This window comes from Arachidicoccus terrestris, from assembly GCF_020042345.1.
GTDB lineage: Bacteria > Bacteroidota > Bacteroidia > Chitinophagales > Chitinophagaceae > Arachidicoccus > Arachidicoccus terrestris.
The window spans coordinates 4,507,579-4,533,053 of record NZ_CP083387.1 but is presented as its reverse complement, the minus strand read 5'-3'; the positions used below and the strand labels follow the sequence as shown (position 1 = coordinate 4,533,053).

General features: G+C 41.7%; 22 protein-coding genes, 1 tRNA gene and 1 pseudogene. 6 read left to right on the top strand and 18 right to left on the bottom strand.

Going from position 1 to position 25,475, the window contains the following annotated elements; all coding sequences use genetic code 11:
• Nucleotides 1–540: 540 nt before the first annotated feature.
• Both K9M52_RS17755 and K9M52_RS17750 read right to left on the bottom strand, forming a co-directional pair.
• Nucleotides 541–1,203 carry an alpha/beta hydrolase gene (locus K9M52_RS17755; RefSeq protein WP_224069778.1) on the bottom strand — a complete coding sequence of 221 codons (663 nt, stop codon included), beginning with the start codon at nucleotides 1,201–1,203 and terminating at the stop codon, nucleotides 541–543.
• 171 nt (nucleotides 1,204–1,374) lie between these two features.
• On the bottom strand, nucleotides 1,375–2,196 hold the full coding sequence (locus K9M52_RS17750) for a queuosine precursor transporter (protein WP_224069777.1): 822 nt from the start codon (nucleotides 2,194–2,196) through the stop codon (nucleotides 1,375–1,377).
• A gap of 26 nt (nucleotides 2,197–2,222) precedes the next feature.
• Here K9M52_RS17750 and K9M52_RS17745 point away from each other — a divergent pair, with 26 nt between their 5' ends.
• Entirely contained in the window at nucleotides 2,223–2,420 is a 198-nt protein-coding gene (locus K9M52_RS17745) for a hypothetical protein (protein WP_224069776.1), read from the top strand.
• A gap of 141 nt (nucleotides 2,421–2,561) precedes the next feature.
• Here K9M52_RS17745 and K9M52_RS17740 read toward each other — a convergent pair whose 3' ends face one another.
• From K9M52_RS17740 to argS, 7 genes are all read right to left on the bottom strand, one after another.
• Complete coding sequence (locus tag K9M52_RS17740; RefSeq protein WP_224069775.1) at nucleotides 2,562–4,865, bottom strand: sodium-translocating pyrophosphatase; 2,304 nt, start codon at nucleotides 4,863–4,865, stop codon at nucleotides 2,562–2,564.
• 483 nt (nucleotides 4,866–5,348) lie between these two features.
• Nucleotides 5,349–6,359: a hypothetical protein gene (locus K9M52_RS17735; RefSeq protein ID WP_224069774.1), complete on the bottom strand. Its 1,011-nt coding sequence runs from the start codon at nucleotides 6,357–6,359 to the stop codon at nucleotides 5,349–5,351.
• Between the two features lie 74 nt (nucleotides 6,360–6,433).
• Nucleotides 6,434–7,009 (bottom strand): peptide deformylase, encoded by a 576-nt coding sequence (def, locus tag K9M52_RS17730; protein ID WP_224069773.1) that lies wholly within the window; start codon nucleotides 7,007–7,009, stop codon nucleotides 6,434–6,436.
• 61 nt (nucleotides 7,010–7,070) lie between these two features.
• Entirely contained in the window at nucleotides 7,071–7,484 is a 414-nt protein-coding gene (gene ruvX, locus K9M52_RS17725) for a Holliday junction resolvase RuvX (RefSeq protein ID WP_224069772.1), read from the bottom strand.
• 31 nt (nucleotides 7,485–7,515) lie between these two features.
• Nucleotides 7,516–8,394: a UbiA-like polyprenyltransferase gene (locus K9M52_RS17720; protein ID WP_224069771.1), complete on the bottom strand. Its 879-nt coding sequence runs from the start codon at nucleotides 8,392–8,394 to the stop codon at nucleotides 7,516–7,518.
• Nucleotides 8,395–8,553: 159 nt separating this feature from the next.
• Nucleotides 8,554–9,828 carry an aminotransferase class I/II-fold pyridoxal phosphate-dependent enzyme gene (locus K9M52_RS17715; RefSeq protein WP_224069770.1) on the bottom strand — a complete coding sequence of 425 codons (1,275 nt, stop codon included), beginning with the start codon at nucleotides 9,826–9,828 and terminating at the stop codon, nucleotides 8,554–8,556.
• 329 nt (nucleotides 9,829–10,157) lie between these two features.
• Nucleotides 10,158–11,954, bottom strand: a complete 1,797-nt coding sequence (argS, locus tag K9M52_RS17710; RefSeq protein WP_224069769.1) for an arginine--tRNA ligase — start codon at nucleotides 11,952–11,954, stop codon at nucleotides 10,158–10,160.
• 183 nt (nucleotides 11,955–12,137) lie between these two features.
• Between argS and K9M52_RS17705 the strand changes: the two genes are divergently transcribed.
• Entirely contained in the window at nucleotides 12,138–12,647 is a 510-nt protein-coding gene (locus K9M52_RS17705; protein ID WP_224069768.1) for a GtrA family protein, read from the top strand.
• A 19-nt stretch (nucleotides 12,648–12,666) separates the two neighbouring features.
• Here K9M52_RS17705 and K9M52_RS19085 read toward each other — a convergent pair whose 3' ends face one another.
• The 8 genes and pseudogenes from K9M52_RS19085 to K9M52_RS17675 form a co-directional block, all read right to left on the bottom strand.
• Complete coding sequence (locus K9M52_RS19085; RefSeq protein ID WP_317197277.1) at nucleotides 12,667–12,831, bottom strand: DUF6728 family protein; 165 nt, start codon at nucleotides 12,829–12,831, stop codon at nucleotides 12,667–12,669.
• 39 nt (nucleotides 12,832–12,870) lie between these two features.
• Complete coding sequence (locus K9M52_RS17700) at nucleotides 12,871–13,236, bottom strand: iron chaperone (protein ID WP_224069767.1); 366 nt, start codon at nucleotides 13,234–13,236, stop codon at nucleotides 12,871–12,873.
• 145 nt (nucleotides 13,237–13,381) lie between these two features.
• On the bottom strand, nucleotides 13,382–14,626 hold the full coding sequence (fabF, locus tag K9M52_RS17695; protein WP_224069766.1) for a beta-ketoacyl-ACP synthase II: 1,245 nt from the start codon (nucleotides 14,624–14,626) through the stop codon (nucleotides 13,382–13,384).
• A 6-nt stretch (nucleotides 14,627–14,632) separates the two neighbouring features.
• Nucleotides 14,633–15,037, bottom strand: coding sequence for a TetR/AcrR family transcriptional regulator (locus K9M52_RS17690; protein WP_262902411.1), 405 nt, complete (start codon nucleotides 15,035–15,037; stop codon nucleotides 14,633–14,635).
• A 9-nt stretch (nucleotides 15,038–15,046) separates the two neighbouring features.
• Nucleotides 15,047–15,184 (bottom strand): annotated as a pseudogene (locus K9M52_RS19225) (TetR/AcrR family transcriptional regulator); the annotation flags it as partial.
• A gap of 89 nt (nucleotides 15,185–15,273) precedes the next feature.
• Nucleotides 15,274–17,643, bottom strand: a complete 2,370-nt coding sequence (locus K9M52_RS17685; RefSeq protein ID WP_224069764.1) for an ABC transporter permease — start codon at nucleotides 17,641–17,643, stop codon at nucleotides 15,274–15,276.
• A 418-nt stretch (nucleotides 17,644–18,061) separates the two neighbouring features.
• Nucleotides 18,062–18,135, bottom strand: a tRNA-Ala gene (locus K9M52_RS17680).
• A 249-nt stretch (nucleotides 18,136–18,384) separates the two neighbouring features.
• On the bottom strand, nucleotides 18,385–19,143 hold the full coding sequence (locus K9M52_RS17675) for an SOS response-associated peptidase (RefSeq protein WP_224069763.1): 759 nt from the start codon (nucleotides 19,141–19,143) through the stop codon (nucleotides 18,385–18,387).
• Between the two features lie 348 nt (nucleotides 19,144–19,491).
• On the opposite strand from K9M52_RS17675, the gene K9M52_RS17670 reads away from it, so the two are divergent.
• The 4 genes from K9M52_RS17670 (at nucleotide 19,492) to K9M52_RS17655 (ending at nucleotide 24,460) form a co-directional block, all read left to right on the top strand.
• Nucleotides 19,492–20,883, top strand: coding sequence for an exonuclease domain-containing protein (locus K9M52_RS17670; RefSeq protein ID WP_224069762.1), 1,392 nt, complete (start codon nucleotides 19,492–19,494; stop codon nucleotides 20,881–20,883).
• A 197-nt stretch (nucleotides 20,884–21,080) separates the two neighbouring features.
• On the top strand, nucleotides 21,081–22,076 hold the full coding sequence (locus tag K9M52_RS17665; protein ID WP_224069761.1) for a glycoside hydrolase family 43 protein: 996 nt from the start codon (nucleotides 21,081–21,083) through the stop codon (nucleotides 22,074–22,076).
• A gap of 53 nt (nucleotides 22,077–22,129) precedes the next feature.
• On the top strand, nucleotides 22,130–24,043 hold the full coding sequence (locus tag K9M52_RS17660; RefSeq protein ID WP_224069760.1) for a glycoside hydrolase family 2 protein: 1,914 nt from the start codon (nucleotides 22,130–22,132) through the stop codon (nucleotides 24,041–24,043).
• Nucleotides 24,044–24,262: 219 nt separating this feature from the next.
• Nucleotides 24,263–24,460 carry a hypothetical protein gene (locus tag K9M52_RS17655; protein ID WP_224069759.1) on the top strand — a complete coding sequence of 66 codons (198 nt, stop codon included), beginning with the start codon at nucleotides 24,263–24,265 and terminating at the stop codon, nucleotides 24,458–24,460.
• 32 nt (nucleotides 24,461–24,492) lie between these two features.
• Here K9M52_RS17655 and K9M52_RS17650 read toward each other — a convergent pair whose 3' ends face one another.
• Entirely contained in the window at nucleotides 24,493–25,356 is an 864-nt protein-coding gene (locus tag K9M52_RS17650) for a class I SAM-dependent methyltransferase (RefSeq protein ID WP_224069758.1), read from the bottom strand.
• Nucleotides 25,357–25,475 lie beyond the last annotated feature (119 nt).

The following is a 25,475-nucleotide window of genomic DNA, read 5'->3' as shown; positions in this document are numbered from 1 at the left end:
GTCAAAGGCTAAGATAGCCATTGCAGATCATTCAAAACTAAATTTTCTACGGAATCGTTTCCGTAGTGCGAATTACCAGGAACTAAACACACAATATTACATTGATTATAAATATTTTATACTTAATATAAAACGAGGGATAAAGGTGTAAAACAAACAAAATTTACAAGAAATGATTATTCTAATTGTTAATTTGCTACAATATTTTTAATCTAATTAATGTTATAATTGTTAATATCATAACTATAACCGAATGGTTATTAGCCAGATGCCACACAAGCGGTACCTGTACAAGTCATGAACTTTCCGGAGAATATTTTTTATAAACAGGCGTTTAGGCAACAATTTCTTCCTGTAAAAAAGAAAACGAGTTCAGGTTCGTGGATAAGATAATTCGCTGTAATTAGCCCTTAGGCAACAACAATGTATCAGGAGTCAAAATATACGATCGAGTTTAACAGTTACGGATAGATTATTAAGAAGGTGTATAAATGTACGCCGACGTCCGCTGATTTAATACCTGTAGTGAACATCTTAAATTTAAGGCTGGATACCTGCTTTGTTCAGTATATCTTTTAGCAGCCGGTTAACTTCACCAGCCCGGTTGTACACCATGAAATGGGTTCCTTTTTCAACCGGCAAAGTTCTTTTATTGGGCCGGTAAGGCAAAATAACGTCCGCCGTACCATGTACATGCTTCATTTTTGCGGGAATAAAATGGTTGTCCCATTTTAATATCCTTGGCACGGCCCATTTTACAAATACAGGATCAGCATTTAGCATTACTTTACTCAATAAAACTTTGTCTTCTTTAGACTGTGCGCCCAGGAGCCAGGCCGTGATAAAGTTTCGATGATGATAAAAATAATTGGGGACAATCCTATAAATGCCGGTTAAGCTGGCCAATTTAAACCAAAAAGGCAATCCTTCTCTATTGGTAACACTGGATATGAGAATGGTATAATCCGGTTGCAGAAATTTATTCATTTCAATGGCCATCATTCCCCCCAAAGAAAGACCCACTAATAAAAATGGTTGCGATTCGTCGATTCCTTCCGCTAGCCGTCTGGCATAGGCCGGAAAGGGCTCATTTTTTAAAGGCTTTAGCCAAGCCAAATGATGTATTTCGAAGCCTTCAGGAAGTGTTGTTTTTAAAAACATATGCTCATCCGCCCCCAGGCCACTCATAAAATATACATTCATTGACGATTGATTTATCACAATTTCTCCCTTAAATGTAATGATTTGCCAGCAAGAAGAGAAATCTATCCGCAAAATTTCCTTAATCAGGGCAATGTATAATCTGGGGCAATACCCGTGTTTCGCCTCTTAGAACACTACTACATTAAGTAAAAAATACAGAAGATGTATTGATTAACCCGCTGTTGGTATATTTGCAAAGCCATCGTCCTTTGAATCGGCTTCCTGCCCCATGGCACTAAGCCGCATTTTATGGGCTGTTTCCTTGCCCACATAACGCTCGATCCATTTCTCTACATAGATGATAACAGGTGTCATAATAATTGCTACCACAAACTTATAGATATAATTCATTACACCGATAGCCAGTACCAGAGACCAGGCCCAATTATTGCCGATCTTAAAGGCAATAATCAATACAATATAACTGTCCACCAGTTGGGAAACCAAGGTAGAGCCTGTTGCCCTAAGCCAGATCATTTTATCGCCGGTTCTTTTTTTGATCTTCTGGAACACATAGACGTCTACCAACTGGGAGAAGAGAAAGGCAACCAGGGAGCCGATAATAATCCACATACCCTGCCCGAAAATACCATTAAAGGCTTTTTGCATATTATCAATACCTTTTTCTTTGCCCGAAGTGATCCAAAAATCTGCTGATGGAATATGAATGGACAAATAAAACATGATAAAGGCATACGCAATCAAAATGATCGCAGTATAGCTAATTCTTCTCACTGCTTTGGGGCCGAAGAACTCATTTACAATGTCGGTAATGACAAACTCCAGGGGCCATAACAACACGCCGCAGGTCAAGGTAAAAGAAAGGCCGCTTTCTCCGAATAATGTCAGGTTCGCAGGCTGAAACCCAAAAACCTTTTCCAAAGAAAAGATTTTCCCGCCGATACATTCTGCAATCAGGGCATTGGCTACAAAAAAAGCGGTAAAGCCTAAGAACAGTTTAGAGGGACGGTCCTTTAAAAATCGATTAATCATAAAATAAAAATAAAACTGTTTGGAATATGAAACAGCAAAGGCAAAATACCCAGATCCACTTTGAGACGGGTAGGGGCTTTCCTTTTCTTTTAATAAGAATGATGGAGAACAGCAGTGCCAGATTAAACACAGGAGCCAGTAACCAGCCCCCAAGGAGCCCTATCGGCCCTTGTTGCAGTTGGTTGGCTATTATCTTAAAACGCAGCAAAAGATCTACAAAATAGATGATGTTGAAAATAAACGCGATTTTAGCTAACCAGGAAATTCTTTGCATGACGTCCTCTACCCGTTTTATTATAGGAAAACATCAAAATTACGGAATCGAAACAAAAAGAGCAGCGATCAGCTGCTCTTTTGTATCTATGTTATGAACCTGATAATTCTTTTTTATCTGCAACATGCCTTGTGAATAAGGCTGCGGTATCATTGTTTTGTATCAGAAGATGATTGATATATGCCTGTTGATGCTCAGTTCCCAGTAGTTGCTGAATGTTTTCCTGCTTCTGTTTGAGATTCTTCTGGATGTCATCGGAATGCAGCTTGGCAATGGTCGGCGCAATGACCAAAGAAACGATACTCATCAACTTAATGAGAATGTTCATGGAAGGACCTGACGTGTCTTTAAAAGGGTCTCCAACTGTATCACCGGTTACAGAGGCTTTGTGCGGATCTGATTTCTTGTAGTGCATTTCGCCATTGATCTCAACGCCTTTTTCAAAGGACTTTTTAGCATTATCCCAGGCGCCACCGGCATTATTCTGGAACATACCCATCAGCACGCCTGACACGGTCGCCCCGGCTAAAAAACCGCCGAGTACCTCAGGGCCAAATACAAAACCAATGATTAAGGGACTGATAAGCGCGATAGCTCCCGGCAGCAACATTTTTTTCAATGAAGCATTGGTAGAAATCGCCACACATTTATCATATTCCGGCGTGGCTTTGCCTTCCATAATACCGGGAATATTTTTAAACTGTCTGCGAACTTCTTCAACCATAGCCATCGCTGCCTCACCCACCGCTCTAATCGCAAAAGAGGAAAATATAAAGGGAATCATGGCGCCAATAAATAATCCTGCAAGTACGTCAGCCCGGTAGATGTCGATGCCGTCTATTTTGGCGATACCGACAAAGGCAGCAAATAAGGCTAAGGAAGTTAAAGCGGCGGAGGCAATAGCAAACCCCTTACCAGTGGCCGCCGTTGTATTACCTACAGCATCCAGTATATCTGTTTTTTCTCGGACCTCGCCGGGCAGTTCACTCATTTCAGCGATACCACCGGCATTATCTGCAATCGGACCAAAAGCATCGATAGCCAGCTGCATGGCAGTCGTGGCCATCATACCTGCAGAAGCAATAGCCACCCCATATAGACCGGCACAAAGAAAGGATCCATAAATACCGGCTGCCAGTACAATAATGGGTAACATCGTACTTTCCATACCTACTGCCAGCCCACCAATGATATTGGTCGCGTGGCCGGTACCGGATTGACGAATGATGCTTTTCACCGGGCGTTTACCCATCGCCGTAAAATATTCTGTGATTATACTCATTAACGTACCTACGCCAAGGCCTACCAAAACGGCACCATATACGCCATTTCTGGTAAAATGTGTGCCCCGTAACACCATGGTCGTGTCTGCCGGCAACAGCCAGTTAACTATAAAATATGTGGCAACAGCGGTCAGGATGATCGCCCCCCAGTTTCCCTTATTCAGAGCTGCCTGTACTTTTGCCGTGCTAAGTCCGGCATTTTCACTGATGGTAACGAAGAAAGTACCGATAATAGAAAAAATAATACCTGCACCGGCAATCAACATGGGCAGTAGGATAGGAGAGAATCCATTGTAGCCATCTGTCAATGCTACACCACTAGTGCCTAAAACTTCATGGCCTAAGACCATGGTAGCAAGAATAGTCGCAACATAACTGCCAAAGAGGTCAGCGCCCATGCCGGCGACATCTCCGACATTATCGCCTACATTATCCGCAATCGTGGCTGGATTACGGGGATCGTCTTCCGGAATGCCGGCTTCTACCTTACCTACCAGATCCGCGCCTACATCAGCCGCCTTGGTATATATACCGCCACCCACACGGGCAAATAATGCGATACTTTCCGCTCCGAGACTAAAGCCTGTCAATACTTCGATGGCCTTCGCAACTTCCTCGGTATCACTGAGAGCACCCGGAGCAAAAGTCATTAACAATACTATAAAGAGCCCGCCTAAGCCCATTACCGCCAAGCCAGTCACTCCCATACCCATGACCGACCCTCCGGTAAAGGAAACAGCCAATGCTTTTCTAAGAGAGGTTCTCGCTGCATTAGCGGTTCTTACATTGGCCTTGGTGGCGATCCTCATACCGATAAAACCTGCCAGGGCGCTCAGGAAGGCGCCGGCAACAAAAGAAAGTGCGATTGACCAGTGAGAGCTACTATTACTATAACCCATTACCCCTAAGAGAATACTTGCTATAACAACAAAATATAACATAACCCGATATTCAGACTTTAGAAAGGCCATCGCGCCATCGGCAATATAATTAGAGATTTCTTTCATGCGATCCAGCCCCGGATCCTGTGCCGTAACCCACTTGCTCTTGATGATCGTAAATATAAGACCTATGAGACCCAGGATAGGTACCACATAAAACAAATTGTTCATAGACGACATGTTTTTTAATTAAAAAATGAATATGAAACAAATATAAGGATTAAAAAATTAAATTTAACAAAGTGTTCAACAACTATCTGGCAAATGACAAAAGACCTATAAGTTTTTGTTAATGAGAAAGTTACTACTAATGTCAAACAGGCCGAGGGCATTACCCGATGCCAGCTATTACAAATCTACATAATAAGAATTATATTATAAGCAACCTAGCCACCAGGGCATGACAAATTATTGTTTATGCATATTATGACCTTTTCAAACCGGAAATGATCTTTATAATAGCCCACGAGGTGATTAATAGGTCGTCTTTAATTTCGAAATAATAGACTGAAGGGGCAATGGGACTATCTTTAGGAGAGAACACCATAGAGCCGCGTTTTCCCCCTTATTATTTTTTGCTTACGATTGTGCCGAATGGAATTAAATTATAGGGAACTTTACGTTGATATTATCGGTTGGCTGCCAATAGCGACATTAACGAAAATCAGACAAACTGGCTGAGAAACTGGCTCTTTCCCTGCCTTTGAATAAAACGCTCCAGTTACCTTTGTAATGCAGGTCTACGGGTACCAGCTGCCCCTTTCTAACGCCTAGCTTTACTTGCATTTTGACGTCAAAATCATACACACCCGCTTTATAGCTTAGGGAGTAAGACCTATATAAAACGTCCATGGTTTCAGCATCGAAGATGGTCCGCATATAATCAATGACCACCCCTCTGGCACCTGGTTTAGGTGTAATGGTGAATTCGTATCCATGATTTTCACCGTAGGTCACGGTGTCCAGCCGATAATTATATTTTTTCAAGGCTTCCTTATCATAGAGATCTAACTTATCACCAATAAAAGGGATCCCCGGGATCTTTTTGCCAGGGTTAAAAAAGAGCATTTTGAGTTGTTCCTTTTTCTTCTCAATACCGGAAAGCCCGCTGGTTTCAAAATTCATATGTCCGGCTACGATATTCGTCTCACCGCAGACCTTGCCCTTGGCAAAAAAAAGGCCTGCGAACAGATCGCCAATGGTATAGTTATAATTCCCTTTCCGGTCTAAAAAATCACCTGTCGTTTTCTGCTCCAGAATACGGGTCGTTCTACAGCCTCCCTGGCGAATTTGCACTGCCTGGCTTTGATAGCTTGCCTTTACCTTTCCCTTCTTATTATATACCTCAATATGATTATCGGAATTATAGTTGACGACCCGAAGTGTTTTAAAAGCCTTATAGAAACTGGTATCATTTTTAATCCGTCTGAGTAGCTGACTGCTGTTCACAGAATTGACAATAACCACGGGCAGTGTCAGGTTATCCGCCGCCAGCAATGTATCTCCGGGACGTAATGTATCTCCCTCATTGACAAATTGCGCATTTGCGATTCCAGGAATCAATACTATGCTGGCATTGCAAAGCAACACCAATAGTATGGCGATCAGGCTTCTTAAAGGTGATATACGGATCTGCTGTCCGGTTGGTGCTTTATTGGGTGGCATACATTATAAATAACTGCCAAAAAAAGATTACGTCTTAAGATAAGCGCAACCAGGCCTTTTTATTCGGTTCGGATCTATTTAGGGAACAGCATCTTATATCCTACCTGCACCTTTCCTTTAGAGATATCTGTCAGCTTACGCTGCAGGAGCTTCTTTTTAAGGGGTTTCAGGTAGTCGATAAAAAGCTTGCCTTCTATATGATCATATTCATGTTGAATGATGCGAGCAGTCATACCGATAAAGGTCTCGGTATGATGTTCAAAGTTCTCGTCCTGATATTCCAGTACAACGGTTTCGGGCCGGATAACATCTTCATTGATCTTTGGAATACTCAGACAGCCTTCATTATATGACCAAGGTTCACCTTCCAGTTTTTTGATCTTTGCATTGATGAAAACACGCTTGATACCAGGTGCATCCGGATAGGGTTCGTCATCCGGCTCCATGTTGTTAAATATGACCTCACTATCCACCAAAAATAAACGGATATCCCGGTTAATCTGCGGAGCGGCTAAACCAACACCATTACTGGCATATAAAGTCTCCCACATATCTTCGATCAATTTTTTCAGATCGGGATAATCAGCGTCTATATTGCGCGCCACTTTTCTTAGAATAGGCGTACCGTAGGCGATAATGGGTAATTGCATATATTATAATAATTTCTTTTATCTTAGGTTTCTGCTAAAGGGCAAAGTTAGGCTAAATTATTCAAATATGATGCCCCAAATATTCCTGTAACATAATCGTAGCCGCTATTTGGTCGGTATTGCCTTTCTGGCGCCGATCCTTTTTCTTCATGCCCATCTCCACCATGGCCTGACTGGCCATCTTGGATGTATAACGCTCGTCAATTGTCTCAATATGTATATCGGGAAAATTCTTTCGAAGTTTGGCAATGGCCTTTTTAACCATGGCTGTCGCATGTGTATCTGATTCATCCCAGTTTTTAGGCTCGCCAATTAGAATTCGTTCCACCTGTTCACTTGCTAAATAGCTCTTTAAAAAAGAGATAAATTCTGTCGTAGGTATAGTTGTAAGCGCACTGGCAATGATCTTTAGCGGATCTGTAACCGCTATTCCCGTGCGCTTTCCACCATAGTCGATACATATGATTCTTCCCATTTGATTTATTAAGTGGCAAATAGTTTTCTTTCTAAATAAAAATAATGTCTGCAATAACCAGACAGCCAAATACCACACTGGCAATGCCGTTAGCCGTCATAAAGGCGATATTCACCCGACTGAGATCATTAGGCTTGACCAGCAGATGCTGATAGACCAACATACCAATAAATACACCGATACCAATCCAATACAACCAGGAAAAATGTCCATAGATCCCGGCCACAACCACAAAAGCTGAACTCAGCACGTGTAGCAGTTCAGAGGTCTTGAGCGCCCTGGCCCCGCCCATTGCAGTCGGTATGGAATGCAGGCTTTGCGATTTATCAAAATCGATATCCTGCATGGCATAAATAATATCAAAACCACTTACCCAGGTTATCACTGCCAGGGAAAACAGGATCGGGAGCAGGGAGAAAACACCGGTTAAAGCCAGATAGGCTCCGATGGGTGCCAGTGAAAGTCCAAGGCCCAGTACTAGATGACAAAGTGAGGTAAATCTCTTCGTATAGCTGTAAAATAAAATGACAAATAAAGCGACAGGAGAGAGTATGAGGCATATCGGATTGATAAACGCAGTTGCCGCCATAAACAATAGACAGTTAACAACGGTAAACCGCAGCGCACTACCCGCAGAAATGATCCCTTTGGGAATTTCCCTGATGGCCGTTCTGGGATTACGCGCATCGAAGTGACGGTCTAAATACCGGTTAAATGCCATAGCGGCGCTTCTGGCCGTTACCATACAAACCAGGACCAGTAATAGTTTAATTAGAATCTCTTTACCTGTAAAACTGCCTTGCTGATATACAACCACTGCACCCAATGTAAAGCCAATCATGGCAAAGGGCAGGGCAAATATCGTGTGGGCAAATTTTACAAGCGACAGATAATTTTTAATGGTGCTCATATACGTTTTTACATTCAAATACCTAATGGAAAGAGAAGCTCTGGATTAAAAAAAGAGGTTTAAAGTCTTTGCCAGCTGCCTAAAAATAAGGAATTTGCCAGTTAACTTTAAACCTCCTATATTATTTTGTGCTAAATGCTTCTGTACTAAGCACCTGGCTTAGACATCAGAGGCTGTGGTCTGCCGCCAGTCATCGGGAATTTCAGCGACCTTATAGGCACCGGCATCCAGCTTCTTTTTAGTTTCACTGAAGGCCAGTAAAGTCTGTTCGATATCCTCATCCGTATGCACCGCAGAAGGTATCAGCCTGTATATGATATGCCCTTTAGGAATAACAGGATACACCACAATAGAGGCAAAAACACTGTAGTTTTCCCTTAAGTCCATAACCATAGCGGTGGCTTCCTCAACACCTCCTTTCATATATACGGGCGTAACAGGCGTATTGGTTTCACCAATATCAAATCCTTTTTCTTTCAAGCCATTTTGCAGCTTTAATGCATTACTCCAAAGCTTTTCTTTTAGCTCAGGCATCGTCTGCAGCATATCCAGTCTTTTCAGGTTACCGACGACTAGCGGCATCGGCAAGCTTTTCGCAAAAATCTGCGAACGGATATTATAACGAATATAATCCATAATGGCTTTGTCACCGGCGATAAAAGCGCCGATAGAGGCCATAGATTTAGCAAATGTGGAAAAATAGAGGTCAATCTGGTCCTGACAGTCCTGAGCTTCGCCAACACCAGCACCTTTTTCCCCTAAAGTCCCAAAACCGTGGGCATCATCCACTAATAGCCTGAAATCGTATTTTCCCTTATAAGAAACGATTTCCTTGATCTTTCCCTGGTCACCGGCCATGCCAAATACACCTTCTGAGATGACCAGAATGCCGCCTTGCTTTTGTTTATTGATCAGCGTAGTAGCACGGTCCATCTGTTTTTCAAAATCTTTGATGTCGTTGTGCTTAAAGACAAATTTATGGCCCAACTGCATGCGCATGCCATCCATGATACAGGCGTGACACTCAGCGTCGTATACAATCACATCATGCCTGCCACATACAGCGTCAATCACACTCATGATTCCTTGATAGCCATAGTTTAACAGGATAGCATCTTCTTTGCCTTCAAATGCTGCCAGGCGCCTTTCCAGCTCTTCGTGCTTTTCCGTATTACCGCTCATCATTCTGGCTCCCATCGGGTAGGCCAGTCCATAAGCCGCTGTTGCTTCTGTATCAACTTTACGAATCTCCGGATGATTGGCCAGACCTAAATAGTTATTAAGGCTCCATACAATCACCTCCTTTCCACGAAATTTCATGCGACTTCCTAGTGGTCCTTCCAGCTTCGGGAAGGCAAAATAACCATGTGCTCTGTCGCGGTGCTGGCCTATCGGGCCTGAGTCTTGCAGCAGTCGTGCAAAAATATCTGCCATAATGTGCTTATTTTATTATAAAGGACAATTTTTGATTTTCAGTGCTGCAAATGTACAGGAAGATTCAATATAATTAAAACTGTATACATCCACTAGGGAGTAAAACACCACAGAGTCGCATAAACCTCTTGGGGATCAAAGCTGCCAAATTAAATTACAAATTATTAATAAATAATACTTTATATAATACATAGACATTAATATAAACCGCAGCTGTAAAATTATCTACCGATGTGCATTACGTTAGTCTTGAAACAACATCTCATAACTAAACTATTACTTTATTTAAATAACCATAATAATTAAAAATCAACGAATTAATAAAGAAATCACATTCTTTCTGGCACCTCGATGCCTAAAAGAGCCATACTACGTTTAATAGTATCCCCGGTAAGAAGGGCGATGCTGGACCTTAGCATCTTTTTCTGCTTCGATTCTGCATTAAGGATAGAAAGTTCAGCATAAAGCGCGTTGAACAGCTTGGCCAGATTGAAGACATAAATGGCGATCTTTGAAGGATCATGCTCATCTGCTGCCTCCTGAATTAATGCAGGGTATTGTTCCAAAGCAACCAGCACCTCTTTTTCCGGTTTCAAAAGATCTGTAGCGACTTTATCTGTGGCCGTCTGTTCACCCTGCAGCTCCAGCTTCCGCAGAATACTTTTGATCCTTGCATACGTATATTGTACAAATGGCCCGGTAAATCCATGAAAGTCAATACTTTCTTCCGGATTAAACAGCATTTTTTTCTTAGGATCTACACGCAACAGGAAAAACTTAAGTGCTCCCAAACCAATCATATTATACAGGACGGCTAGCTCCTCCTCGTTAAAATCGCTCACTTTACCCAGCTCCTCTGTTTTCTGGCGGGCGATTTCGATCATATTGGCGATCAGGTCGTCGGCGTCGACGACAGTCCCTTCCCGGCTCTTCATTTTCCCCGACGGCAATTCTACCATGCCATAGCTTAAATGGTAGATACCGTCTGCAGAGGGCAGGCCAAGTTTTTGGCAGATGAGTTTTAATACCTTAAAATGATAATTTTGTTCATCGCCGACAACATAGATACTTTCCTGTATATTAAACTCCTTTTGCTTTTGTTCGGCCAGACCTATATCTTGCGTAATGTAGACAGAAGTGCCGTCGCTTCTTCTTACCAATTTCTCATCCAGCCCATCCTGGGTGAGGTCTATCCAGACACTGCCATCTTCTTTTTTGTAGAAAACTTTTTTTGCGAGACCCTGTTCCACCAAATCTTTGCCTAATAAATAGGTATTGCTCTCATAATAGACTTTATCAAAGGTGGTTCCGATCGTATTATAAGTTACATCAAACCCTTCATATACCCAGCTATTCATTTTCTTCCAAAGTTCAATCACTTCAGGTTTGCCCGCTTCCCAGTCCAGCAACATTTGTTGGGTAGCTTCCATGATGGGAGCCTGTTTCTCTGCCAGCTCTTTTTCCAGGCCGCTGTCAATCAGTGCCTGCACCTGTAGTTTATACTCATCATTGAATTTTACATAATACTGTCCGACGAAATGATCTCCTTTGATGCCTGTTGAGGCAGGTGTTGCTCCATTTGAGAACATTTGCCAGGCAATCATGGATTTACAGATATGGATGCCTCGATCATTCACCACACATGAGCTAAATACTTCATTCCCCGCGCATTTAAGAATTTCTGTGATACTATAACCCAGGAAGTTATTCCTTAAATGTCCTAAGTGCAAGGGCTTATTTGTATTAGGAGAGGAGTACTCTACCATGACCCGCTCCCCGGTGGCCGGCAATTGGCCGAAAGCCGTCTTACCTGTACCGCCAAGATTTTCTTCAAGAAAATCCTGCCAGTACCTGTCTGCTACACTTAGGTTTAAAAAGCCTTTGATCACGTTAAAATCTGTAAAAAGGTCCGGCCAGCCTTTAACTAACTGTTCACCGATCTCCTGGCCTAAGGCTTCCGGAGACTTTCTAAGTTGTTTTACAAAGGAAAAGAGAACAACAGTATAGTCTCCCTCGAATTCCGGTTTGGTCTGATTAATGAGCACTGATTCCGGGGAAAGATGTATGCCATATAAAGATTCAATGGTGGCCGCTGCGGCAGATTTTATCTGTGTAATAATATTCATGCAAAAGTATTTCTGTGGGCAAAAATAATTTGTTTAGCAAGGAATAACAAATACAGTTTTGGAAGGGGAAAAATGGCACAATTTAGGTGAATATGAGTTCAAATATATATGGTAAAATGGTGCAAATCATTATGAAGGATGCGTGATTATTAAGGATTTGTTATTTACATTTGCGACTCAATTATGTTGAAGCTTCATTATAAGTTAAAAAAATTGATTCTGACATTGGTGGATTTCTTTTATCCGCCCTTTAAAAGGATTATGCCGGCACAGACTTTTCGATATGCCGTCTGTGGAGGGGGTAATGCGGCTTTGAACATTATTTTGTTCTCTTCGTTCCTGCATTTCGTATATGAGAAACAATTGGTTTATCTACCCTTTGGCCTGGTGCTGACACCTTATGTAGCTTCCTTTATCTCTGCTTTTCTGATTACTTTTCCGATCGGCTTTTACCTGAGCCTGTTTGTGGTTTTTCCAGGTTCACACCTTAGAAGGCGTGTGCAGCTATTCAGATATTTCATGATCGTTATGTGTAATATTCTGCTGAATTATACTTTCCTTAAAATATTTGTCGAAGTATTTCACTGGTATCCTACGCCGGCGTATATAATTGATTATGCCCTAGTCATTACATTTACTTATTTCTCCCAACGCTACTTTTCCTTCCGGCAAAAGCCTGCTGTAGACAACTAAACCGCGCTAAAATGCAGGATTACTTAAATATCCATCTGTAAAGCAGGATTAGCAGCGCAATTAAGAATACAATAATGGAAATTCGGTTCATGCCATGCATCATCCTGATATATAGACTAGGTTTTGGCTTGCTTTTATCTCTTTTAATATAAAGATATTCTGCTATTTGTTTTAAAATACCCATTACTTTGCTGACTTTATTTATGCTTATCAGGCAAAGGTACTACCTTTTCGAACTACTTTTAAGCTGTTGCATTTTGAATTTTACGATCCGGGTGATCAGTGGCAAGGGGAGAGGCTTACCGAAAGGAAACTTGACAGAGCCTTTGCCTTGCTTATAGTCCGACAGCTCTTCTTTAAATTCCTGCTGTGCTTCAGGTGTGGCATAAAGTCCTATATGCTTTTTGAATCCTCCAAAATATAACACAGGCTTTCCCTTATAATGATAAGCAGCGATCCCATAACTGATTCCTTCAGTGATTCCTGGAGCGGCTTTTTTGACTGTACTTCGTACATCGTCTAATAGCATCTGGATATCCGGAGGGAAACTGGCAATATAGGCATCAACATTTGAAAAGGTCTTTTCCATTAGACTTGGTTTTTAAGGGTCTGTAAAAATGGATCAACTTCGGTTGTAAGATACGATATTTAAAGCGCCTGCGCATCAGATTAAGCGGAATTACCAATTTTTTAATGGGCCGAAAGGTGCTGGCGTTTAGGCCGATCAGCTATCTTTAAGAGATATACCGTTTAAAAATGCTTGTTGCAATATGACCTCCAAATCCAAAAGTATTATTCATCGCGTAATTTACAACTCTTTTCTGGGCAGAACCAAGCGTCAGGTTAAAAACATCATTAAACTCAGCATCTACTTCAGCCGTATTTATGGTGGGAGGAACAGTTTGCTCATGAATGGCCAGAATACAGGCAATTGCCTCAATTGCGCCTGCGGCACCCAGTAAATGGCCCGTCATTGACTTTGTTGCACTAATGTTTAAACTTGCTGACCTGCCAAACACGGTTTCTATGGCTCTCAACTCACTTGTATCACCCTGTTTTGTTGAAGTAGCGTGTGCATTCAGGTAATCTATCTGGTCCGGTTTGATTTGGGCGTCTTCTAATGCCAGTTTCATTCCGAGCGTTGCACCCTCGCCTTCTGGATGGGTACCCGTTAAATGATAAGCATCAGCGGCCATGGCTCCGCCTACAATCTCGCAGATAATAGTGGCTCCTCTCTTTCTGGCATATTCCATTTCTTCCAGTATAAGCGCACCCGCTCCTTCGCCGATAACAAAACCATCTCTTTGTATATCGAAGGGTCTGGACGCGGCCTGTGGGTTGCCGTTAAGGGTCGATAATGCTCTGGCAGCATTAAAACCGCCGACGGATGCTTCGGTAATCGGCGCTTCAGAGCCACCCGTAATAATCATATCAGCTTTTCCCCATTTGATATAGTTGAACGCATCAATAATAGCGGTGTTAGAGGTGGAACAGGCGGAAACAGTTGCAAAGTTTACGCCTTTCAGCCCGTATTTTATTGAAATAATCCCGGCAGCTATATCCACAATCATCTTTGGAATAAAATAGGGATTAAATCTGGGTGTTCCGTCACCTGCATTAAATTCCGTAATCTGCTGTTGAAAGGTCGTAATACCACCATTCCCGGACCCCCAAATAACACCAATGCGGTTTTTATCGAGCTTATCAAAGTCAATACCGGCTTGTTTTATCGCCTGGTCAACACAGCTGAGGGCATATTGGGTAAACAAATCGTACTTTCTTACTTCAGGCTTTTCCATAAAATCCAGCGGATCGAAATTTTTAAGTTCACACGCAAACCGGGTATTGAATTTCGTCGCATCAAATTTCGTAATAGGTCCGGCACCACTTTGGCCATTAAACAATCCTTGCCTGAATGCCTCCACAGTATTGCCTATGGGCGTCAATGCACCAAGTCCTGTTATTACAACTCTTTTCATCTATTGCTATTTTATCAAATCAGAAAGGATCGTTTCCTTAATTTCCTGAAAATCGTGTTTGAATGTAATCCGGGCTAATTGCTCAGCTCCGAGAATATTTGTAATGATTATTAATGCCTTCGTTCTATCCTCCATTTTGTAATGGAATATGCCCTCTATCTTTCCTTCTTTCAGGGTTTCTGTCAGCCAATTCAATGTATTTTCCATCAGGAGCTTTAACTCAACCTGTACCATCGGTTCAAAAGTGTAATAGTCCTTTGACAGCGCCCCGAGAATACTTATCTTATCGCCTGAACGCCCAATTGAATAAACTAAAAGAAATTTTATCATTTTCTCCATCGGCGTGGCAGTCGATACGGATTTCTTAAATTTTTCCAGCAACAACTGATGTTTCTGAATTATAGAAGTCACGAGCATCGTTTTAGCAGGAAAATGATAATGTATTGAAGCGTTTTTAATGTTTAGCTCTTTGGATATATCACTGAAACTAAATGCGTTATAACCTATTTTTCGTATGAATGTATCCCCAAGCTGGATTATTTTATCACGTGTGTTCATATAGCAAATATACCTACCTATTAGTAGGTAGACAAAATATTTCTGCCAAAACCTCGTTTTTTAACAGAATGTACTGTTTCTGTCGATGTTTACTCAGTTTTCAAACTTTGGACAGGATTCGTTCTGGCGGCTTTAATTGCCTGCCAGCTTACGGTTATCAGGGCGATCGCAAGCGATAGGGCACCGGCCGCCACAAACCACCACCACTCAATGTGCACCTTATAATCAAAATTCTGTAGCCATTTATGCATGGCATACCAGGCGATAGGCGTGGCGATTAAAAAAGAAAGGCCAACGAGTTTTAAAAATTGCCAGGAAAGCAACTTTGTAATATTGAATACAGATGCCCCGAGTACTTTTCGAACCCCGATCTCTTTAGTCCGGGTCTCTGCCATAAATATGATCAGTCCTAGCAATCCTAAACAGGAGATGAAAATCGTCAGGCCTGCAAACAGGCTGGACAGCTTTGAAGTCTGTTGTAGTTCTGCAAATTTCTTTGCATAATCCTTATCCACAAAAGCGTATTGATAAGGATACTCAGGATTATATTTGTTGAAAATAGCTTTTATCTGCTTTAAGCAGTCTTCGGTTGGCCGGTTTGGGTTCAATCGATAATGTATATCGTTGAACCACGAGCCGGGTCCAAATATAATCATCGGATGAACTTTTTCTGCCGCCCCGTTAATCACAAAATCTTTCACAACACCCACCACATGTAATGTTGTGTCAAAATAGAAATTTAGCCCAACCGGATTTTTAATATGCATTGTTTTGACGGCTGCTTCGTTGAGTAGGCAGGCCGTACTGTCCCCGGGGTATTTGTATATATCAATATCTCTTCCTGATATTAATTGTACACCCATGGTTTTTACAAAATCTGCGTCTGTACTATACCTGGCGAAGTTGGTATGCTCATCTTCAGGTGTGCTACCCGGCCACTTGCCTCCCCAACCACCACTGGATTGCCTGGTAATTGGAGACATATTTTTTGATACCGCTAAAACAGCGCCACTGCTTAAGAGTTCGTGCTTTATAACAAGATAGTTTTTCTCGATCTGCCCGGAAATCGGAGTATAAATTAAACCGTTTTTAGCATAACCATTGTCGCGTTGCTGCGTGTATTTAATCTGTCTGGAAACAATGACCGTAGCGATGATCAGGATGATGCTGAATGTAAATTGGATAACCACCAGTACTGAACGCAAACTTATTTTGGAATGGGATTTCCTAAAAGCCCCTTTTAATACTTTAACCGGCCGGAAACTCGATAGAAATAAGGCGGGATAACTCCCTGCCAACAAACCAGTGAAGAGCACAAAACAGACTGCAGCCAACCAGGTATAGAGATTGCCAAAGGGAATGGTCAACTCTTTGCCGACCAATTGATTAAAAAACGGCAGGGCAATGACAACTATCGCTATGGCAATCATAAAAGCAAGTATTGACAATAAAATACTTTCTGATAAGAACTGACCAATTAAAGATCTTCTATAAGCGCCAATTACTTTTCGGACGCCTACTTCCTTGGCTCTCCTTTCACTCCTTGCCGTGCTCAGATTCATAAAATTAATACAGGCAATGATCAGGATCAAGAGCGCAATAATAGAAAATAGACGAACGGTAACGATATTACCAGTAACAAATTGGCCGTTAACGTCTTTATTATATAGAAACCTTTTGCTAAGAGGGAATGCGAACACTTCAGTGGTTTGCGCGTCTGTGCTTTTTGAATGGTCAATCGTCGTGTTTTTAATTTTATTATTGAACACCGTTAAATCACTATGAGGTCGAAGTTGTATAAAGGTATTGACAGAGTTATTGCCCCACCACTCATCATAATTGCCCGCTTTTTTCGCAAAACCCCAGGAGAGGAGATAGTCAAAAGCAAATTGCGTATTACTGGGTAAATCTTTTATCACCGCACTAACTGTCACGTTGTATTTATTATTTAGCATTAAGGGTTTACCGACAGGGTCAGTATTACCAAATAGAGATTTAGCAAAGGCCTGTGTTAATACAATTTTGTCATTACCGGCAAGCGCGTTTACATATTTATTAGTGCTAAAAAGCGGCTTCATATCAAACATATCCAGAAAGCTGCTATCAACATAAGCACCTTCGGCATTCATCTTGATATTGCCACTTGTAAATAAAAAATTAGTGCCGTTGTATCTACTAACGGCTTCTATTGCTGGTTGTTCTCTTTTTAGTGTCGGTCCCAGAATTTTTGGCGTTGCCTGCCATGCCCATATATTACCGCCATTTTTGTCACGGTTGGATAGAATATAAAGCTGATCTTCCTTTTGATAGAATCTGTCTGTACTAACCATATTTCGTAACCATAGTCCAATCAGGATTACACTGGCCATACCAATGGCCAGGCCGGCAATATTTATTGCGGAAAAGCCTTTGCTTCTTAAAAGAGATCGCCAGGCGGTTTTGATATAATGTCTGAGCATAAGGCTAGATTATAAACGGTATTTAGAAAATACGAGTTTGATGTTGTTATCTAAATCCTATTCGCATGCCACTTTCTCAACAGGCTATTTATCAATAATTTATAAAAATGTGGTAAAAATGTGGGTGTACGTTTCTATTACATAGGGTGTCCGATACCGAACACATTGACACGTCCTAATATAGCTATACAGGTTGACTCGTCCTGTTATAGCTATACAAGGTGTCTGATCCTGAAAAAAGTTGAAACTTTGTCTCGTCCGATTATAGCGGATAAGGAAATGCATTCAAAGCAAGTAAAAAAACTGAATCTGATCATCGCTAATTTATAAATGGCAAGCATCATCTTATAGATATCAACAATAAAAAGACCTCAAATCTTACTTTCAAAAATAAAATTTGAGGTCTTTGAATAAACTGTGGAGAATACCGGATTCGAACCGGTGACCTCTTGCCTGCCAGGCAAGCGCTCTAGCCAACTGAGCTAATCCCCCTTAAAGAGCAATTGAAGTATAAGCTTCTCTAAAAATTTCAGCAAATGTAGGTGCGAAAATTTAAAAAACAAATATTTCTACTAATAATTTTTCATTTATACGCATTACAAAACGAAAAAGCTCGGTGACTGTCGAAATAGTGATATGAATATTAAAAGCCCGGTTACTACAACCATGTGCTAATATTTAAAATGTCGCAACTGAATTGAGCGGAGATCAACAATTAAGACAACCAGAAAACCGCACCCTTTATGTTTCAATCGGAGGCAGGCCAGGATAATCCACGGGTTCAATTAGCGTCGGATCTTTCGGGTTTGCCCGATGTAAAGACTTCACAGGATAGTACTCTAGTGCTGAAGACGGTACTTCATAATCTAAAACGTCTTGTAATTCCTTATCGGAGAGGGCGGGATCCAGCCATTTTCTTTCCAGTGCTTCAGGTAAAAATAACGGCATCCGGTGAGGAAATTGGCCGCTGTTATGAATACTTTTCATGACAGAGTTCCCATCCCGGCTAATCATCGTAAAAGTACCAATACGACCGCCATTTGTGCCAGGTAATTGTGTGTAATTATACAAGCCCGGTAAGAAAAATATCGGACGTTCTTTTAAGCGGACATAATAGGGTACTTTACTTTTAAACCCTCTGACCTCCCTATGCTCGAAAAATCCGGTTGCAGGGATCAATACCCGGTTTTGCCTTTTTCTGTACCATAGACTATTGGAATCTCCGACTATCTTTTCCGCCCGAGCCTTCAATAAGCGAACTCGTTGTTTTTCTACCAACTTATCCATATAGGAAAGCGCATTTTCCCTTATCATGCCCCATCCGAACATTGTCAATTTCAGTTGCCCTTCTTCTGAAAGGATTACAGGATGGTTATTTAGAGAGAATCCGTTGATTAGATAGACTGGCTGAAAACTATGCACCTGTGGATCTACAGTTAACCCAGAAAACACTTTGCATATTTTCTCCGATGTTCCGGCAAAAGAAAACAAATATGACATACTCCGATTGAATTTTTAGCGTTAATAAAATAAATAACAACCTAATAGTCTACAAATCAAGTAATTAAATCTTACAACTAAACATATTGGTTCACCGTACTATATAAATAAGTATTATTGCATCCTAAAGATAACTCAAATAGGATTTACATCAGCCTGTCACCTGTGTAAATTTCGTCCGTATGGCAACGCTGATATCAAATAAATATTTGCAAACGCTTATTTCGAGTATTTTATACTATCAATGAAAATGCAGTTATATTTTGCCTTAGATGGAAATAGTTAACTTTTAGGCGTTTTAATAAACCGAGTAATCTTATAGATTCCGAACGACATTAAATAACTGGAATGGAGTATGCAATTGTTGATATTGAAACGACTGGCGGTCACGCTTCCGGATGCGGTATTACGGAGGTTGCCATTGTTCTGCATAACGGACAGGAGGTCATCGGACGATATGAAACCCTCGTCAATCCTGGCGTACCCGTACCCGTGTATATTACGGCTCTTACCGGCATCAATAATAGCATGATCGCCACCAGCCCTTCTTTCGACCAGGTAGCAGATAAAATATACAACCTGCTTCAAGGCAGGATCTTTGTTGCACATAATGTCAATTTTGATTACTCCTTTATCAAATATCATCTGGCAGAAGCTGGCTATAATTATAGTGCTACCAAATTGTGTACTGTGAGAATGAGCCGTAAAATTAAGCCAGGGTTATCATCCTATAGCTTAGGCAGGCTCTGTGCTGCTCTTGAGATACCTCTGGTAGACCGGCATAGAGCGGGTGGGGATGCGGATGCGACCGCGATATTGTTCTCAAGGCTGCTGGAATGGGATAACAAAGGTGTAATAATGGGTATGCTTAAAAAAGGAGCAGGAGATCAAACGCTACCCCCAAATTTACCCAAAACTGATTTTGAAGCGTTGCCACACAGCCCTGGAGTATACTATTTTAAAGACGACAAAGGGAAAGTAATCTATGTAGGTAAGGCAAAGGACCTTCGTAAGCGGGTCGCCCAACACTTTACCGGTCATAATCCCAATCCCCAACGCCAGAACTTCCTGCGTTGTATCCATCACATTAGTTTTGAAAGCTGTGGAACCGAGCTCATAGCTTTCCTGTTGGAAGCGCTAGAAATAAAACGGCTCTGGCCCAAATATAACCGGGCCATGAAAAAATATGAACCAAAATTCGGTCTTTTTGTCTATGAAGCACTAGATGGTTATCTCCGCATGGCTATCGGCAAATTCAATAAAAGTCAGACAGCAGAATTGGTCTTCTCACACCTGGTAGAAGCCTCTAATGTGCTCCACGAAATGGTACACGAGTTTGATCTCTGTCCAGAGCTCTGCAGGCTTGGCAATTGCAGTAGCGAAGGGGGCTGTAAGACCAAAGGTGGACTTTGTCCCCGCAAAACAGACCCAGAATATTATAATGACCTCGTCAGAGAAGCTTTACAGGAGTACCGCAAGCAACTGCCTACCTTTGTCATTATTGATAAAGGCAGAACAGAAAATGAACAGAGCTGTATCTATGTAGAAAAGGGACATTTTTGTGCCATGGGCTATATACATAAGGATACAGATCTGACTCAGATAGAAGATGCCAAAAAACTGCTCAAGCTATATCAGGGCAATCACTATATAATGCAACTAATTTACAGCTATGCCAAAACCTTTCCGGAGAAAGTGCTTATGAAGGAATATGAAATGTGGGACAACATGCATAACTAAATCTCAAAAACTACCTGGATAATTACCGATTTACCCCCCTGTCCACTTTGTGTAAATGGTTTATTTTGTATTGGAGACAATTGATTGAGTAATATTGTCTAATTTCAATTCTTAAACAATGAATATACTGAACAGCCATTTAGTATATGATTTTTACCGCTATTAGGCATATTATATGGACAGTTATTTTGAGTAAAATGAAACAAATTATCGTCTTTGTTATTTGCATGTTTTTTCTTGGAATCACCGGCTTACACAGCCAGCCTGTCAAAGGCGATCATTTTCAAGTTGGAGCGACCTGGCTGGATACCAATGGGGATACCATCAATGCACATGGAGGTAACATAATTTATTACAAAAAACACTATTACTGGTTTGGAGAAAGAAGAGGGAAACACCAGTCATTGGGTGTCAGCGTTTATTCCTCTAATGATCTTTATAACTGGCAGCCCGAAGGACTGGCACTGGGACATTCCAAAGACACCACTAGTGATATCGCCTTTGGCGGTATCATGGAGCGCCCCAAAGTGATCTATAATAAGGTAACTAAAAAGTTTGTCATGTGGTTTCATGTGGAAGTGAGGGGAAAGGGGTATGGCGCTGCAAAAGTCGGTGTTGCTGTCAGTAATAAAATTACAGGGCCTTACCGGTTTATACACAGTTTCAGACCCAATGGCCATATGAGCCGGGACATGACCATTTTTGTCGATGAAGATGGCACTGCTTACGAAATCTATTCTTCCAAAGAAAATTACGACCTGCGAATTGTTCAACTCACCGACGATTATTTGTATGTGACTACTAAAGACTCTCTGTTATTTACAAACCATAGAGAGGCGCCAGCAATCTTTAAATATCGGGGCAAATATTACTTGTTAACCAGCGGTTGTACAGGTTGGGCACCCAACGAGCTCTCCTTAAGAGTAGCAGACCACCTCTATGGTCCGTGGGCATTAAAAGGCAATCCATTAAAGGGCCGGAACAGCCGCATTTCCTTCTATGGGCAGCCTACCTTCGTGTTTCAACTACCGGGAAAACGGGATCGTTTTATGTATATGGCTGACCGCTGGAACCCTAAGAACCTTAAAGACAGCAGATATCAATTTTTGCCCATTTCGTTAAAACCGAAAAACAAAACTGGTGAAGATTCAGCTAACATAGAAATCAGTTGGAAAGAAGCGTGGCAACTATAATCAAATTGATTATTTTCCTACTTATACATTCATATTCAAACTAGAATATTCAGATGAAAAAAATCAGGCGACTTTTCTTGATAACAGGCTTTTTAGCCGGGAGCAGTATGGTAACGGGCACCTATGCACAACAACAAGAACAGGCGGGTAGGGGCACACCGCTTATCACAGATGTTCCCGGCCGCCAGTCAAATAGTGTCTCTTTAAATGGTCGCTGGAACTATATTGTAGATCCCTATGAAACAGGATTTTTTGATTATCGGTATAAAGAGTTGAAAGAAAATAACCCCTCAGCTTACTGGAATGACTACCCTAAAAGCAAAACAGATCTGACCGAATTTGGATACAATCCTAAGTACAGCCTGCAGGTTCCGGGGGATTGGAATCATCAGAAAGAACAGTTCCTGTATTACGAAGGAACTGTCTGGTATCAAAAGTCTTTTGATTACCATAAAAAAGTAAAGTCGAATAGAGTTTATCTGTATTTTGGCAGTATTAATTACCGGGCTGATGTATATCTGAATGGAAAGAAACTGGGGTTCCATGAGGGCGGATTTACGCCTTTTAACTTTGAAATCCCAGATAGCCTCTTGAAAGAAAAGGGCAACGACCTTGTGGTCCGGGTCAATAATACCCGCCATAAAGACGATGTGCCGACACTGAATACCGATTGGTGGAATTATGGCGGCATCACCCGCAGTGTCGAACTGCTTGAGGTGCCACAGATTTTTATACGGGATTTCTTTATATATCTGGATGCGCCCATAACAAAACAGGCAGTCATCAAAGGCGCCGTACAACTCAACCAAATACCTGCCAAAGCGGAAAAACTCACTATATCTATTCCCGAATTGCATTTCAGCAAAAGCTTCTCCATCCACGATACCAAGACGGCCATTGATTTCACGGTTCCCCAGATCGAGCTTTGGAGCCCTCAGCATCCAAAATGCTATCAGGTAATTCTATCGATAGGTAAAGACAAAATAACGGATAAGGTCGGCTTTAGAACGGTCAGAGCTAGCGGCAATAAAGTCTTATTGAATGGCGAACCCCTGTTTATGAGAGGGATTGCCATACATGAAGAGATCCCGCAAGAGACACGCCGGGCCTGGAGTAAAGGCGATGCATTGCAATTATTAAATCAGGCAAAAGAACTCGGCTGTAATATGGTCAGGCTGGCTCATTATCCCCACGATGAGACCATGACCAGAACAGCTGATTCCCTGGGCATTTTAGTATGGTCAGAAATCCCTGTCTACTGGACCATCGATTTTACCAACAGGGCCGTGTATCAAAACGCCGAAAAACAACTTAGGGAGATGATCACCAGGGACCATAACAGGGCAAGTGTTATCGTTTGGTCCGTCGGCAATGAAACGCCTGTCAGTAAAGCTCGCACAGATTTTATGCATGCCTTGATCGATAAAGGCCGCAGTCTGGACCCTTCAAGGATGATATCAGCTGCACTGGAGGTAAATTACAACTCTGGTAAAAACGTCAATATAATAGACGACCCTTTGGGACAATTCGTTGACCTGGTGGCATTTAATGAATATTTGGGTTGGTATGGAGGAACGCCGGATAAATGCCGCACGACTAATTGGGCAACCCCTTATAATAAACCGCTGTTTATCAGTGAAACAGGCGGTGGAGCGAAATATGGTTTTCACGCGGATTCGCTGACCCGGTTTAGCGAAGAATATCAGGCCTGGTATTATAGAGAATTAATAGATATGCTGGCAAGAATGCCAGACAATTGGGTGGGTATGTCGCCCTGGATACTGGCAGATTTCAGATCTCCTAAGCGGAACAATCCTGTTTATCAGGAAGGATGGAATCGTAAGGGCCTTTATAGTGATAAGGGGCAAAAGAAAAAAGCTTTTTATATATTGCAGCAATACTATAAGGACATACAAAAGAAGGGATGGGCTGTAAAACCAGTGAATAATACATTCCAGAAAAGATAAGAAGCTCGTAACAGCTGTTTGCCGGCTTTCTCCGCTTAAAATCCATATTGACCTCGAACCATTGATCCGGCCATATGGATTTTAATCCCTTGTCTGGCAGGAACCTTTGTTTTGATTATGTTATACTTTTACAACTAGCGGATATGGCTAGAAAATGAATTAAATTTGTATAGTCAGGGCAAAAAATTTGCACTGCACTTGAATTCAATTTTCACGGCTATGGAAATATCCAGTAATGTTTTATGGTTCGCCTTGTTCATACTAACAGCCATTGTACTGGTCGTGTGGCTGGTCCGGCGCAATATTAAGGATGGAAAAGAATATGAGAAGGAGGTGATTCAATCCGATATTAAACCCGAGCTGCATAAAGATGATGATCAGGAAACGGACCAAGACGAAGAATCCGCCTTACCTTGACATGCTCAGTTATACAGGGATGGCCTTCTGAACTATACTTCTGCCACCAAAAATATTTCGCCTGCATTCGGTAATAACCCATCTGATCTTCCTTCAAAATAACGCTTGATCAAGTCATCTGTATCATAGGTCCTGCAATTTTTAAGCCCTGCCTTTAGCGTGATTTCCTTAACCTCGGTCGCATTAAAAAAGCTGATCATAGGCGTCCCGGAAGATGCTGCGCCCTTGATGGAGACTTCCATCAGTGCCTTGTCTTCTCCTTTCAAATCTTCAACAGGTGCATAAAAGCTGATGATTGCGGTCGAGTCCGGGGCAAGGTCTGCAATGCGTAACAGCATTTCATCTATTGCCTCTTTACTAAGGTAGAGTGTCACACCGGTACAGGAGATAGCAGTAGGTTTAGAAAAATCAAAAAGGGAGTTCTTGAGAGCCTCCCACCAAGTCGCTCTTTCAAAATCCACCGGTATAAAATGAAGATTGGCCGGCAATATGTCTAAATGTTCTTCAATGCGTCGTTCTTTCCATCGAAGCGTATCAGGTTGGTCGATTTCGTATATCTCCACATGCCCTTTCAAATCGGGATGTCTAAGTGCAAAGCTATCCAACCCGGCACCCAGTATTATATACTGTGTAACCCCATTTTTGATGCTGTGTAATATCTGATCTTCCACGAACCTGGCTCTGCCGACCATAGACGCCCGGATAGGTTTAGTAAATTTCATATCCGGCCGCTGTTGCCAGTCAGCAGCAGGCCGGGTAAGTCTAAGCGCCCAGTCGTCTTCAAATATAGGAGGATTGGCGTCAATTTCCAGATGCAATGCACGCCATAAGGCTGTTCTCTCTGCTGTATTATCTAATTTCTCCATTGCTTTATAGATCAGTCTAACTGCATACAAATATAAGACTTAAATAACTGATCCCGAAGGGCGGGAAAAAGACAACCAACGCATCTAGTTGGGAAATGGAAAGATTTTATGCGGTATCACAGGCCGCCACCCGGGTCTCTTTCATTTAA